Origin of the sequence: Sphingomonas sp. NPDC079357, from assembly GCF_044901155.1 — a bacterium.
Classification (GTDB): Bacteria; Pseudomonadota; Alphaproteobacteria; order Sphingomonadales; family Sphingomonadaceae; genus Sphingomonas.
This window is the reverse complement of sequence record NZ_JBJDOM010000009.1, coordinates 26,753-41,365: the sequence shown is the minus strand read 5'-3', so window position 1 is coordinate 41,365 and position 14,613 is coordinate 26,753. Positions and strand designations below refer to the sequence as shown.

Here is a 14,613-nt window from a genome sequence, read left to right as displayed (position 1 = left end):
CTCATCGTCCCGGACTTGATCCGGGAGCCCGCTTCTTCGGACCAGTGAGAAGAAGCGGGACCTCGGATCAGGTCCGCGGTGACGATGGGAGGCTAGGCCAGCGCGCGCACCTCGCACGCCGCGTGAATGTCGGCGGCGAGCTGGTCGACGCGGGCTGGATCGGCATCCCACGCGAACATGAAGCGCGCCCCGCCGCCGATAAAGGTGTAGAATCGCCAGCCGCGCGCCCGCAGCGCGTCGAGCACCGCGTCCGGGGCGACGAGGAACACCGAGTTGGCCTGCACCGGGAACAGCAATTGCACTTCCGGCAGATCCGCCACCCGCGCAGCAAGCCGCTCGGCGCAGGCATTGCCGTGTTCGGCATTGCGCAGCCACGCGCCGCTTTCGATCAAGCCGATCCATGGCGCGGAGAGGAAGCGCATCTTCGAGGCGAGCTGCCCGGCCTGTTTGCAGCGGTAATCGAAGTCCTCGGCGAGCGCGCGGTCGAAGAAGATCACCGCCTCGCCGACCATCAGCCCGTTCTTGGTTCCGCCGAAACACAGAACGTCGACCCCCGCCTCCCAGGTGATCGCGGCGGGCGTGCAGCCGAGCGCGGCGCAGGCATGGGCAAAGCGCGCGCCGTCCATGTGCAGCTTGAGCCCCAATTCGCGGCACACCGCCGAGATCGCGCGCACCTCGGCGACCGAATACACCTGCCCGGTCTCGGTCGGCTGGGTGATGGTGACGACGCGCGGCTTGGGGAAGTGGATATCGGAGCGGCTGTTGGCCAGCGTGCGGATCGCCTCCGGGGTCAGCTTGCCGTCGGCGGACGGCGCGAGCAGCAGCTTGGAGCCATTCGAGAAGAATTCCGGCGCGCCGCACTCGTCGGTTTCGACATGCGCCGCCGATGAACAGATGACACTGTGATAGCTCTGGCACAACGAGGCGAGCGCGAGTGAATTGGCGGCGGTGCCGTTGAAGACGAAGAAGATCTCGCAGTCGGTTTCGAACAGGGTGCGGAAACTGTCCGAAGCGCGCTGCGTCCAGCCGTCGTCGCCGTAGGCGACCGCCGAGCCGGCATTGGCGGCGAGCATCGCCTCCAGCGCCTCCGGGCAGGCTCCGGCATAATTGTCGCTGGCGAATTGCTGGGGCTGGGTCGTCACGATCGCTGATCCTGTTGCTCGTTTCGGGCACCAAGCGTCGGATCGATATGTGGCGGAGGGTCCCGTTGGTTGCCGGTCCGGCCACATCCCCCCGTTGCCGGAGGCGCCACCTTGCTCGGGAGCAGGTTGGCGTCGAACTTGGTTCGACTCTTGATGTTGGAACGCGCGGTATACGATTTTCGTTACGCGGTCAATCCTGTCCGCTGACCTGCACTTCGACGTCCAGACATTCGCGCCCCTCGCCGAGCCGCGACCCCGCGACCGGCGAGCAGCCCGCGGCATCGAGCGCGACCGCGACACGGACGTGATGCGCCTCGGGCGAGCGGCCGAGCGTCGGATCGAACCCGACCCAGCCGAGTCCCTCCACCCAGGCGTCGGCCCAGCCATGCGGGGTCGGGCGGCCGCTGGGCAGCATATCGCAATAGCCGGTGACGTAGCGCGCCGGAAAGCCGGCGGCGCGCGCGGCGGCGACGAACATCTGCGCCAGGTCGCGCGCCGTGGCGGTGTCGCGCGCAAAGGCGGCGGTGACGGCCAGCCCGGGCTCAGGCCGACCATCGACGATCGTAAAGCGCTCATGGAGCGCGGCATTGAGCGCATGAAGCGCGGAAATGGGCGCACGCTCTTCGGTCGTCGCCTGCGCAAAGGCAGCGAGCGCGGGCTCGGCATGGGTCACGGGGGTGCTGCGCAGGTAGAGCGCGGCGGGCAACGGCTCGAACGTGCCGTGGAGCACGCCGCTCGACGAACTTGTCACCACCTCGCCCGAGACGCTGATCTCGATCCCCGACAGCGGGCCTTCGGCATAGAGCATCGTCGTGATGTTGCCGAAGCCGTCGCGATGTTCGCGCAGCCGCGCGTCGCAGTCGATGTTGATGTCCCACGCCGCGACGGTCTGGTCGTGCGTGTTGCGCGGGGTCATCCGCAGCAACTGCACGACGCGACCCTGCGGCGCGGTGAAGCGGTAGGTGGTGCGATGGTCGATGGTCAGGCGCATCAGTGAAACTTGAACTGCCGGCCGATCGCGTCATGCAATTGTGCATTCTCGACGATCAGGGCCTGAAGGTGCTGGTGGAGCCCGGCGGCGATCACATCGCCGGTGCGGGTGCGCGCGACGCGGGCCTGGCGGGTGCGGGCCATCCGATCGGCCTCACCCTGCGTCCCGCTGGCACGCGCGAGCGCGGTGAGCGCGGCGACGGTTTCCTCGATCGAGGCGGCCAGGCTGCGCGGCAGCTCGCCACGGCTGAGCAACAGATCGATGACGTTGGTCGGGTTAAGCCCGTCGTTATAAAGCCAGCGGAAGGCGGTGACGGCCGAAACGGTCTGGAGGATCGTCGTCCACTGGTCGCGATCGACCGTGCCGCCGACGCGCTCACCCTCCGGCAGCAAGATGTGATATTTGACGTCGAGCAGCCGCGCGGTGTTGTCGGTACGCTCGACCGCCTGACCGAGCCGGATGAACGAGGTGGTCTGGTTGCGGAGCATCCGATGCACCGCACCCTCGAAGCCGCGCGTCTCGGCCTTGACCGCATCGACCACTCCGAGCACCGCCGTCGGATCGAGCCGGCCGATCCGCTGGTCGAAGATCAGCCACGCACCGTTGATCGCCTGCCATGCCTCGCGGCTGAGCGCGGTGCGGACCGCACGGGCGTTGTCGCGCGCCATCGCGAGGCAGCGCAGAATCGAGCCCGGATGCGTGCTGTCGGCAAGCAGGAAGTGCGCGACCTCCTCGCGGCTGAGCGTGTGGCCGCCGGCCGTGAAGGCGTCGGCGGTCTCGCTGACCGCGAGCGCGGTGCGCCACGCATCCTCGCCCGCCGAGCGCGGGGAGAGGACGTCGAGGCGCAGCGTCGCCTCGATCAGCCGCGCGACGAAATCGGCACGCTCGACATAGCGGCCGAGCCAGTAAAGCGAGGCAGCGGTGCGGCTGAGCATCAGCGCTGCCCCCCGCCCAGCGTCTGCGTCATGGTACCCCCCGCCCCCGACATCGTCTGGGTCATGCCGCGCGGCTCGTCCATCAGCACGAAACTGTCCTTGGTCCCGCCACCCTGCGACGAGTTGACGACCAGCGATCCCTCGCGCAGCGCGACGCGCGTCAGCCCGCCGGGGACGACCTGCACGCCCTTCGCACCGGTCAGCACGAACGGGCGGAAATCGACGTGTCGCGGCGCGACGCCCTGTTCGACCAGCGTCGGCACGGTCGACAGCGCCAGCGTCGGTTGCGCGATATAGCGTTCGGGCTCGGCGACCAACGCTGCGCGAAAGCGCTCGATCTCCGCCGACGAGGCGGTCGGGCCGACCAGCATCCCGTAACCGCCCGAACCATCGACCAACTTGACGACCAGTTCGCCGAGATGCTCGAGCACGTATTTGAGCGCCTGCGGCTCGCGGCAACGATAGGTCTCGACGTTCGGGAGCCGGGCGTCGCTGCCGGAATAGTATTTCACGATCTCCGGCATGTAGCTGTAGATCGCCTTGTCGTCCGCGATGCCGTTGCCCGGCGCGTTGAGGATCGCGACGTTGCCCGCCGCATAGGCTGCGATCAACCCCGGCACGCCCAGCATCGAATCGGGGCGGAAGACGAGCGGGTCGAGATAATCGTCGTCGACGCGGCGGTAGATGACGTCGACGCGCACACGTCCGTCGATCGTGCGCATATAGACCAGATCGTCATCGACCACGAGGTCGGCGGCCTCGACCAACTCGACGCCCATCGAATCGGCAAGGAAGCTGTGCTCGTAATAAGCCGAATTGTAGTGGCCCGGCGTCAGTACCACGCAGGTCGGACGACCGCCGCAGCCGCGCGGCGCGACCGAGCGCATCGTCTCCAGCAGGCGATCGGGATAGCTGTCCACCGCCGCGACGCGGAAGTTGGCGAACAGCTCCGGGCAAAGCCGCACCATCGCCTCGCGGTTTTCCAGCATGTAGCTGACGCCGGACGGCGTGCGGGCATTGTCCTCGAGAACGAAGAAGTCGTCGGGGCCAGTGCGGACGAGATCGATTCCGCAGATGTGCGCCCAGACATCATGCGGCGGGCGGATCCCGGCGATCTCGGGGCGAAACTGCGCGTTGCCCAAGACCAGATCGGCCGGCAGGACGCCATCGCGAAGTATTTTCCGGTCGCCGTAGATGTCGACGAGAAAGGCGTTGATCGCCTCGACGCGCTGGATCAGCCCTTCGGACAATCGTGCCCATTCATCGGCGAGAAAAACGCGCGGGACGATGTCGAAGGGAATGATCCGCTCACTCGCCTCGCTCTCACCATAGACCGCGAAGGTAATGCCGAGCTGGCGAAAAGTGGTTTCGGCGGATTGCTGGCGTCGACGCAATTCCGCGTCGGGCGTGTCGGCCAGCCAGCGACACAATTCCCGCAATTCGGGACGCGCGCCGTCGGTGCCCGCTGCCCCCATGATCTCGTCGAACGCCGGTATCCCCATTTGTCCCCTGCAACGCCCGAGTACCGGATTGGTCGCATGCTGAGCGAGATCAACCGGCTGCGCAACATTTCATTGCAGTGCAGCAGTCCCTCAACGCAACGCCGTGAGCATCGCCGGGGTCAGCACCTGCGGAAGCACGCGCGGGCTCTCGGCCCTGGGGGCGTAGAAGAGGTAAAGCGGGACGCCGGCGCGGTTGTGCTGCGCGATGAAGCGACCAAGCACCGGGTCGCCATCGGTCCAATCGCCGACCAGCACCGCGACCTTGTTGCGTTTGAACCCGTCGGCCGCCGCCTGCGTCTCGATCGCGGCCTTCTCGTTGACCTTGCACGTCAGGCACCAGTCGGCGGTGAAATAGGCGAAAACGGGCCGACCTTCCGCGCGCAACGCCGCGAGCCGCGCCTCGGTGAATGGCTCCGCCCCCGCGACGCCGGCGACCGCGGCGCCCTTCGCGCCCGCCGGCTGCGCGCGAACGGTAGCGAGCGCGACGCCGCCCAGCAGCAACGCGACCGACGCGGGCATCCAGACCAGCCGGCTGCCCTGCACCTGCCGCCGCCCGCTCCACCAGAGCCCCAGCCCGGCGAGCAATGCGGCGGCGAGCGCGACCGTCATCCCGTCGACACCCGCCTGTCGCCCGAGCACCCAGGCGAGCGCGAGAGCGGTCGCGAACATCGGTACCGACAGGATATGGCGCAGTCGCACCATCCACATCCCCGGCTTGGGCAGGCGTCGACGCAGCGCGGGCACGAAGCCGATCAACAGGAAGGGCACGGCGATGCCGAGCCCCAGCCCCGCGAACACCAGCAGCGCCGCAACCGGCGGCAGCACCAGCGCCGCGCCGAGCGCCGCACCCATGAACGGCCCGGTGCACGGCGTCGCGACGAACGCGGCGAGCGCCCCGGTCATGAAGGCGCCGCTCGCCCCGCTGCGCCCGGCGAATTGCGGGGTCGGCAGCTCGAACAGCCCGGCGAGGTTGAGCGCGATCGCGACCACCAGCAGCAGCAGCACGCCGACGACGCGCGGGTCCTGCAACTGGAACGCCCAGCCCGCGCTTGCCCCGCCTGCGCGCAACACCAGCAAGGTCGCACCGAGCGCGAGGCACACCAGTACGACACCGGCGGTATAGGCGAGCGCCTCGATCCGCGCGTGGCGCTCGCTCTCGCCAGAACGCGCAAGGCCGAGTGCCTTGAGGCTGAGGATCGGGAACACGCACGGCATGACGTTGAGCAGCAACCCGCCGAGCACCGCACCGCCGAACGCCGCCAACGCGACGCCCCAGTCGAGCGCCGCCGATGCCGCCGCGGGCGCAACGGTGCCGGGTTGGGCCGACAGCGAAAGCGCCATGCCATCGCCGAGCGTCAGCACGCCGTCCAGCGTGCCGCGCTCCGGCGTGGCGGCGGCCTTGGTCTCGATCACCAGCCGCTCGCCGTCGCGGGTGACGGTCTGCTGGGCGGGATAGTCGGTCGCGCCGCCGCGTGCGGGGTAGAACCATGCCTGCCCCAGCGGCGCGTCGGCGGGGTATGGCACCGACAGGCGGAACCGTCCTCCGTCGATCTGCCATGTCGCGGTGCTGCCGAGCGGACGCGGGAGCGCGCGGCGCCATTCGTCGAATTGCGCGCGACGCGCGGGCGTCACCGCGCCGTCGCCGATTGTCAGTCGCGTGCTCAGTTCCTGCGTCTCGGGAACGCAGATCGTCTCGGTGCAGACAAGATAGTCGAGCTTGACGCGGATCGGCAGTGCGGTGCCGGTGGCCAGCCCCTTGGGCAGGGTGAGCGCCGTCAGCATCGTCCACGGGCGTTCGTAGACGTGGTTCATCAACCCGGCGATCACCAACCGTCCGGGTGGCGGATAGGCGAGCGCCCCGGCGGTCGCGCCTGTCGGCAGCGTCCAGGTCGCGCGCGTCGCGACCCCCGCGTCGCCGGGATTGAGCCAATAGCCGTGCCAGCCCGCGTCCGGGACCGCATGAATCGCAAGCGCGACGGTACTGCCCGGCGCAGGCCGGTCGCTCTCCGCAACCAGCGTCATGGCGACATGCCGCGTCTGCGCGCTCGCCATTCCGGCAAGCAGCAGCGACAGGGCTGTCATCAGAGTGAAAAGCGCCGCGCGCACTGCTTGCCTGATCATCGGAGCGGGATCATAGCCGCTTCGCCCCCCCGTTGCATCAAGGTTGCCCGATGAAATCGTTGTTCGCCGCCGCTTTGCTGACCACTGCCGCGCTGGTAGTTCCCGCCATCGCCCAGACACCGGCGGCCGCGCCCGTCGCAGCGCCGCAGGGCAAGCCCAAACTGATCGTCGCGATCTCGGTCGACCAGTTCTCCGCCGACCTGTTCGCGCAATACCGCAACCGCTACACCGATGGCCTCGCGCGCTTGCAGCAGGGCGCGGTCTTTCCCTCCGGCTATCAGAGCCATGCCGCGACCGAGACTTGCCCCGGCCACTCGACGATCCTCACCGGCATGCGTCCGGCACATACCGGGATCATCGCCAACAACTGGATCGACCAGCGTGCCGGGCGGTCCGACAAGACCGTCTATTGCGCCGAGGACGAGCGCGCGCCGGGATCGGATCACGACAAATACCAGCCTTCCGACCTGCACCTGCGCGTGGACACGCTGGGCGACATGATGAAGCGCGCCGATCCGCGCACCCGCGTCGTCGCGGTGGCGGGCAAGGATCGCGCGGCGATCATGATGGGCGGTCACCACACCGATCAAATGTGGTTCTGGGCGACCGATCATTTCGTCACCCTCCCCTCGCGCAGCACCGCGCCGGTACCGGCGGTGGTGACGCGCGCCAATGAGGCGGTCGGCAAGCTGCTGGCGGGGGCGCAGGCGCCGCTACCACTGCCGGGCTATTGCAAGGGACTGGCCCAGCCGATCGCGGTCGGCGGGCAGACGATCGGCACCGGGCAGTTCCAGAGGGCGGGCGGGGATGCCAAGTCGTTCCGCGCCTCTCCGGCGCTCGACGGCGCGGTGTTCGCGCTCGCCGCCGGGCTGATCCAGGACATGAAGCTCGGGCAAGGCGCGGGCACCGACCTGATCGCGGTCGGCGCATCGGCGACTGATTATGTCGGCCACGCGCTCGGCACGCAGGGTTCGGAAATGTGCATCCAGATGGCGCAGCTCGACCAGACGATCGGCGCGTTCCTCGCGCAGCTCGACGAATGGGGGCTGGATTACGAAGTGATGCTGACGGCCGATCACGGCGCGCACGACATGACCGAGCGCCAGCAGCAACGCGCGATGCCGATGGAGGAGCATGCCGCCGCCAGCAACGCCGCCAAGCTGGTCGGCGCGGCGATCGGTCGCGACCTCGGCATCGCCGGGCCAGTGCTGATCGGGCCGGAGAGCGACGTCTATATCGCCGACAGCGTGCCCGCCGCCCGGCGCAAGCAGGTGCTGGCAGAGGCGAAGCGCCGCTATCTGGCGATGCCGCAGGTCGCCGCCGCCTTTACCCGCGACGAGATCGCGGCAACGCCATTCGCCAAGACCCCGCCGGAGACGTGGACGCTGATGGAGCGCGCGCGCGCCTCCTATGATCCGGAGCGGTCGGGTGATCTGATGGTGCTGCTCAAGCCGCGCGTAACGACGATCGTCACGCCGGCTCCCTTCTACGTCGAGACGCACGGCAGCCCATGGGATTACGATCGTCGCGTGCCGATCCTGTTCTGGCGCAAGGGGATGGTCGCGTTCGAGCAGCCGCTCTCGGTCGAGACGGTCGATATCGCGCCGACGCTGGCGGCAACGATCGGGCTGCCGGTGTCGGGGCTCGACGGGCGGTGCCTCGATCTGGACGCGGGTGCGGGGGATAGCTGCCCGAGATAAGGTTTGTTGCCGAAGGGCCGACTCAAGTTCCACTGCCCACGCCAAGCATCGCTCCGGATCAGGTCCGGGGTGATGGGCTAACCGTCAATGGAGTGGCCAGAAGAACAGGATCAGCGGCGTACCGACCAGCAGCACCAACGCCGATAACGGCGCGCCGAGCCGCGCATAATCACCGAAACGATACCCACCCGGACCCAGCACCAGCGTATTGCACTGATGCCCGATCGGGGTGAGGAAGTCGCTGCCCGCGCCGACCGCCGTCGCCATCAGGAACGCCTCGGGCCGATAGCCGAGGTCACCCGCAAATTGCGCCGCGATCGGCGCCATCACCAGCACCGTCGCGGCATTGTTGAGGAACGGCGTCACCGCCATCGCCGCCGCGAGGATCAGCGCCACCGCCCCCCACGCCGGGAGCACGGCTGCGGTCTGCGCCAGCCACGTCGCGATCACGTCCGACGCGCCGGTGGTACGCAACGAGTCCGACACCGGGATCAACGCGCCGAGCATCACGAGGATCGGCCATTCGATATGGTTGTACGCCTCGCGCACCGGCAGCAATCCGGTCACCACGACCACCGCCGCCGCCGCGAAGAAGGCGACGCCGACCGGCACCCAGCCCATCGCGGTTGCGAACATCGCCGCGCCGAGCACCGCGACCGGCAACCAGCCGCGCCGGCTGGTGCCGAGCCGCAACTCACGCTCGGCGAGCGGGAGGCAGCCGAGTTCGCGCAACTTCTCAGGCAGGGTGTCGAGCGTGCCCTGCAGCACCACGACGTCGCCGGTGCGCAGCGCGATATTGCCGAGCCGGCGCGACAGCCGCTCGTCGCGGCGCGAGATCGCGATCAGATTGACGCCGTAGCGTGCCTGCAGGTCGAGCCGCCCGGCGGTCTGCCCCTCCAGCGGCGAGCCGAGGTTGATGACCGCCTCGATTACGCCGATCTCGCTTTCGCCGCGATCGGTGCGCTTCTCGCGCTCCTCGCTCTCGAGCGTCAGCCGGTCGCCGGCGATTGCGCGTTCCAGCGCATCGGGATCGCCCCCGAGGATCAAGGTGTCCTCCGCGCGCAATTCGGTGTCGGCGAGCGGATGGCTGCGCATCCCGGCGCGCACCATGCGGGTGATCGTCACCTCATGTTCGTGGCGGTCGAGGAACGCGGCAACCGTTTCGCCGACCGCGGGTGAGCCCTCGGGGATCACGATTTCGGTGACATAGCCGGTGATATCGAGTGCCTCGGCCATGCTCGGGGCGGCGCGACGGTCGGCGGGGATCAGGCGATAGGCGACGCTGAGATACAGCAGGCCGACGACCAGCAGCCCGAGCCCGACCGGCGTATAGTCGAACATCCCGAACGGCTCGCCGAGCATCTGTTCGCGCGAGCGGCTGACGATGATGTTTGGCGAGGTCCCGACCAGAGTCATCAACCCGCCGAGCAGCGACGCGAACGACATCGGCATCAGAAAGACAGACGGCGAGGCGTTGTTCTTCTTTGCCATCTGGATCGCGGCGGGCATCAGCATCGCCAAAGCGCCGATGTTCTTGACTAGAGCACTGGCGACGCCGACCGAGCCGGTCAGTACCAGCAACTGACCCCGCACACGTCGGACGCGGCGCGCGACCTGTCGCAACACGCGTTCGATCACCCCGGAGCGCTGCACTGCCGCTGACAGGACCAGCGCCGAGGCGACGATGATGACGATATCGTCGGAGAAGCCCTTGAAGGCATCGGCCGGTGCGACGATTCCCAGCGTGAGGCTCGCGAGCAACGCGATGATGGCCACGACATCGTAGCGGAAGCGCCCCCAGATGAAGAGCGCCATCATCCCGATCAGGGTTGCGATCGAGAGGAGTTGTGGCGTGGTCATCGTCACGCGCTCAACCGTGGCGTGGTCGCGCGGTTCCGACCTGTTGCCGCAGGATAGGGTGAATTGGCGGGTGGCGGCGGGCTCGCTTGTCCTTCGAGACGAGGTTTCGGCAAGCTCAGCCTCTCCTCAGGACGACCGGAGGTGAGTAGGCAAACCATCGCCCTGCCACCCACCCTTCCGTTCGTGCTGAGGAGCCATCGAGCGAAGCCGAGGTGGCGTCTCGAAGCACGGTTGCTACAAGTCTCCGCTCAATAATCCCTCGAAATCCGAACGTTGCCGCTCTGCCGTCCCAATGTCGAGATCGAGGAGAGCAGCGAAAGCCAGCGCGTCACCTGAAACTCTACGCGCGTCGCGGAATAGCCCGCACCATCGGTGATGATCTCCGCATACAGCCGCCGCGTCACATATTTGCCCGCCGCGATCGATGTGCCCTGCCCGGTCTGCGGATCGGCGGGCAGGATACGCAACCGGTCGAGCCCCGCCGCACGGCGAACAGCGTTGATCGGATTGAGGCCGTTGCCGCCGTTCTGAAGCGCCGCCACTGCCGCCGCCAGTTGCAACGCCTCGGGCGCGGACAGGTTGGTGATCGACGTGCCAAACAACAGTCGCGAGAGCAGTTCGTCCTGCGGCAGCGCAGGGGTGCTCGCGAAATTGATCTCCGGCTTTTGCGCGACACCGGTGACGCGGATCGTCGCGTTGAGCCCGGTGGCGTTCGCCGCCGCCTCGATGTCGAGTGCGGGGTTGGCGGGCACTTCACCCGCAAACCGAATGATCCCGCGCGACAATTCAAACTCGCGCCCCGCAAATTCATAGTCGCCGCGCACCAGATCGGCGCGCCCGGTGATGGCAGGGTTGGTCGGGGAGCCGGCGATCCGCACATCGGTGGTCCATTCGCTGGACAGCCCCAGCCCCGAAACCATTAGCCCGTTGCGCGCATAAGCATGGACGTCGAGCCGCCACGGCGCCGCGGCATCGTCGTCGACCTGATCGCCGCCGGGCACGTTGATCTCGCGGACGTTGATCTGCGGCAGCGCGCTGGCCACAGTCGCCTGCCCGAGCCGGTAGCGGCTGCTATCGAGGCGCACGTCACCCGAAATGACCCCGCCAACCCCGTCCGAGGTGAACGCGAGCGGCCCGGTCGCTGTCGCCCCGATATCTTCGCGGTCGATCAATACCGCATGATCGGCGTTGATGCGCAGGTCGAAAGCGACACCGTTGGCGGCGGCGAAGTCGAAACTGCCGGTGCCGGTCACGTGCCCACCGCGCCCGGCGTCGCCAGTGAAGCGCTCGATTCGCAGCTGCGAGCCGTCGAAACGTCCGGCCGTCTGGATGTTGGTAACGACGGTGCCGGTGGTGGCGCTCTGGATGCGCGCGTTGCTGGCGCGGACCAAACCGCGAATCTGCGGATTGGCGACGGTGCCGGTCACATCCGCCGACAAGGCCACCGGGCCGGAAAGGTCGAACAGCTCGATGCGGGTCAACCGCCAGAGCGTGTCGGCCGGGCCGGAATATCGAAGCTGCGCGAACAGACCGGCCCTGGTCAGCCGTTCGACCAGATCGCCGCTGCCGAGCGGCTTGAGCAACGCCTGCGCGCGCCCGACGGTCCGGCCGCCCGACGCCATCACCACTCGCACGCCGAGCTTGTCGGGGCTCAGCACCCCGGCAACACCGATGTCGATCGGCGCGGACGAGCTGAGAAGCCCCGAACGGGTGAGGCCACGGATCGTCAGGTTGGTCCGCCCGGTCGGTGCCGCACCGTCGCGCGCGTTGAGTTCAAGCGTACCGGTCGCGGTCCCGCCGAGCCCCAGCCCGCTATAGCCGATGTCGAGCACGCCGAGCGGCAGGCGCGTGAGCGAGGCGCGCACCGCGGTTTCGCCGTCACCAAGACGACCCGACACTTCCGCGGCCCCACCCGCGAAGGTCAGTTTGGTCGGCGCCAGCGTCCAGAGATCGCCGTCGCGGTGGAAGACCGCGGGCGTCTCCAGCCGGATCGGCTGCTGCCCGATCGTTCCCGAGGCGCGCACCGCATAGCCGTCGGCGGTGATCTGCGTGACGGTGTCGACGCGAAAGCCGACTCCGCGCGAGCCGGCAATCGACGCCCGTACCTCGCCGGTGTCGCCGGTCAGCGCCGCCTGCCCCGAGAAGCGCGACACCGACAGTGCGCCGCGCCGCAGCCCCGCGCCGCTGGTGGTGGCGTTGACGCGCGCGCCATCGGGTTCGAGCAGTACGTTGAAGTCGACGCGTGCCTGCCGGACCGTCGCCGCGCCGGCGAGCCGCGCGTTGCGCGCGTCGATCCGTCCGCTGATCCGTTGCACGTCGCCGACCGGTACGAAGTCGAGTGCCCCGGTAAAGCCGCCCCCGGCAACGGCCATCCGACCGCGGAATCCGCCATCGACGATGTCGAGCGTACCGGTGGCGCGGGTGCCGCTGACGTCGAGCCGCGCGATCGCGATCTGCGCCTGCCCGCCCGGCGGCAGCAGGATCGCGCCCGCGCCCTCGAACGGTCCGAGCCGCGACGCGCCGGCCGCGGTGAAGGCGAAGCCCTGCGGCGTGGGGTCGAGGTGCGCGCGGACGTTGCTGAGCCCCATCGCGGCATTGGGCCTTGCGAAGACGAGGTCGATCGTCGGCTTCTCGATCTTGCCGTCAAGCTTGAGCTGGACCGGGCCGTAGCTGCTCTGCGTCCCCGCCCCCTCGAACACGAACGTGCCGTCGCGGCGGCGATAGCCGCTGCCGGCCAGCCGCAGCGACGGCGCGGTCAGCACGAGCCGCGTGAAATGAAGCACGCCATCAGGGGTGCGCTCGAGCAGCGTCTCGACCTGCGGCAGCCCGCCCGCGAGACTGCGGAAGAAGCCGTTGTCGAGCCGCAACACGCGCGCGCTGCCACGCCCGATCACGCGCGTGCCGTGCCCGTTGGGGCCGGGAACGACGTGCAATTGCGAGCGGACATCGACCACGCCGAGCCCGGGGATCAGGTAACGCCCGAGCGCGCCCGACAGCGCGACGTCGTAGCGCCCGGTGTGCAGGTCGAGGGTCAGCCCAATGTCGCCCGACAGCTTGTCGGAGCGCAGCTTCAGCCCGTCACCGGTGACGGTGTCGGCCGTGACGCGCAGTATGCCGGCCACCGACAGGTTGCGCAGGATGCCGCCCGCGACATCGCCGACGCCGGTGACGCGCGCCGCGGTGAAGGCGACGGGCAGCGCGATCGGGCGTGGTCCCCAATGGCCGCGACCGGCGGCGCGCGCCTGCTCGAAGCCGGTGTTGTCGAACGCGAAGCGGTCGGCGGTGAGGCGGTAATCGAAGCCGAATGTGCGGAAATTACCATCGAGAATCGCGCGTAGTCGCAGGTTTCGCGCGGTCATGTTGCGAAACAACGCGGACGGTCGCAGCAGGTGACCGGTGACGCGCAGATTTCGAAACGCGCTGTCGGCGAGATCGACCAACCCCTCGGCCTGCAGGGCGAGCGACGGCGAGCGTAGCGACAATGTTCCGTCGAGGCGGCGGCTCGCGAACGTGCCCGCGCCATCGACCAGCACGCGCGGCGCGGTGAGCGACTGGAGCTTGCCGCGGGTCACGCTGGCCGGCGCGACGGTGCCGGTCAGCGTGTAGCGGCCGGCATTGTTGCCGAGCGTGAGGTCGGCGAGCCGCGCGCCGCCCGCGATCGCCACCGCCTGCCCACGCCATTGCCGCCAGTCGCCCGCGCCGCTGATGTCGAGCGTGATCGTCCGCCGCAGCCCGGTCAGCTGCGCCAGCACCCCAGTCGCCGCGCCCTGCGCGCGCGCGGCGATGTCGAACTTGCCCGCGGCGGGGCGCGAGTCGAGCCGCAGCCGCACCTGGTCGCTGCCCGCCACCAGCGCATCGAGCGCGACGACGGCATGGCCGTCGCGGATGTCGGCTCGGCCAAGCAGCCGCCCCTCACGGGTCCGTCCGGTCACGGCAGGCGCGACGATCAGTCGGGCGACCGACAGGCGGCCGATCGCGATGTCGAACTTCGGCAGCAGCGGCCCGGAGCGGCCGGTGTCGCGCGGCTCAGGCAATTTGGCGAGTGTCGCGACGGGAATGTCGAGCGCGGTGATGTCGAGACGATTTTGGAGCCATGCGAACGGAGACCAGTCGAGCCGCGCACGCGGTACCGAAAGAACCAGCCCCTTGGGATCGTAGAGCCGAAAGTCGACCAGCTCGGCCTCACCGTAGAGCGAGCCTTCGATCCGCCCGAGCCGGAAACGCAGACCATTGTCGGGCTGGAGCGCGTTGACGCGATCGGCGACGATCCGGTGGCCGATATCGGTGTCGATCACCACCGCCACGACCGCCACGAGCGCCAGCAAGGCGGCGACAACGAAGCCCAGGATGCGCATGGCGCGC

General features: G+C 68.8%; 8 protein-coding genes and 1 riboswitch. Of the genes, 1 reads left to right on the top strand and 7 read right to left on the bottom strand.

The window, feature by feature from the left end; translation table 11 throughout:
• Positions 1-92 precede the first annotated feature (92 nt).
• The 5 genes from ACI2JO_RS18045 to ACI2JO_RS18025 form a co-directional block, all read right to left on the bottom strand.
• Positions 93-1,142 carry a threonine aldolase family protein gene (locus tag ACI2JO_RS18045; protein WP_404721987.1) on the bottom strand — a complete coding sequence of 350 codons (1,050 nt, stop codon included), beginning with the start codon at positions 1,140-1,142 and terminating at the stop codon, positions 93-95.
• A gap of 55 nt (positions 1,143-1,197) precedes the next feature.
• Positions 1,198-1,304, bottom strand: a riboswitch (SAM-I-IV-variant riboswitch).
• A gap of 28 nt (positions 1,305-1,332) precedes the next feature.
• Positions 1,333-2,133 carry a transglutaminase N-terminal domain-containing protein gene (locus tag ACI2JO_RS18040; RefSeq protein ID WP_404721986.1) on the bottom strand — a complete coding sequence of 267 codons (801 nt, stop codon included), beginning with the start codon at positions 2,131-2,133 and terminating at the stop codon, positions 1,333-1,335.
• A complete protein-coding gene (locus ACI2JO_RS18035) occupies positions 2,133-3,068 on the bottom strand; it encodes an alpha-E domain-containing protein (RefSeq protein WP_404721985.1) in 936 nt (311 codons plus the stop codon). The genes ACI2JO_RS18040 and ACI2JO_RS18035 overlap by 1 nt, the downstream gene beginning before the upstream one ends.
• The gene (locus ACI2JO_RS18030) at positions 3,068-4,570 is read right to left on the bottom strand and encodes a circularly permuted type 2 ATP-grasp protein (RefSeq protein ID WP_404721984.1); all 1,503 of its coding nucleotides are present in this window, start codon (positions 4,568-4,570) and stop codon (positions 3,068-3,070) included. Before ACI2JO_RS18030 ends, ACI2JO_RS18035 begins: the two co-directional genes overlap by 1 nt.
• Positions 4,571-4,660: 90 nt before the next feature.
• Positions 4,661-6,652: a protein-disulfide reductase DsbD family protein gene (locus ACI2JO_RS18025; RefSeq protein ID WP_404721983.1), complete on the bottom strand. Its 1,992-nt coding sequence runs from the start codon at positions 6,650-6,652 to the stop codon at positions 4,661-4,663.
• An 89-nt stretch (positions 6,653-6,741) separates the two neighbouring features.
• Here ACI2JO_RS18025 and ACI2JO_RS18020 point away from each other — a divergent pair, with 89 nt between their 5' ends.
• Entirely contained in the window at positions 6,742-8,391 is a 1,650-nt protein-coding gene (locus ACI2JO_RS18020) for an alkaline phosphatase family protein (protein WP_404721982.1), read from the top strand.
• 84 nt (positions 8,392-8,475) lie between these two features.
• On the opposite strand, the gene ACI2JO_RS18015 is transcribed toward ACI2JO_RS18020, so the two are convergent.
• Complete coding sequence (locus tag ACI2JO_RS18015) at positions 8,476-10,251, bottom strand: SLC13 family permease (RefSeq protein WP_404722053.1); 1,776 nt, start codon at positions 10,249-10,251, stop codon at positions 8,476-8,478.
• 248 nt (positions 10,252-10,499) lie between these two features.
• A complete protein-coding gene (locus ACI2JO_RS18010) occupies positions 10,500-14,606 on the bottom strand; it encodes a translocation/assembly module TamB domain-containing protein (RefSeq protein WP_404722052.1) in 4,107 nt (1,368 codons plus the stop codon).
• Positions 14,607-14,613: the final 7 nt, after the last annotated feature.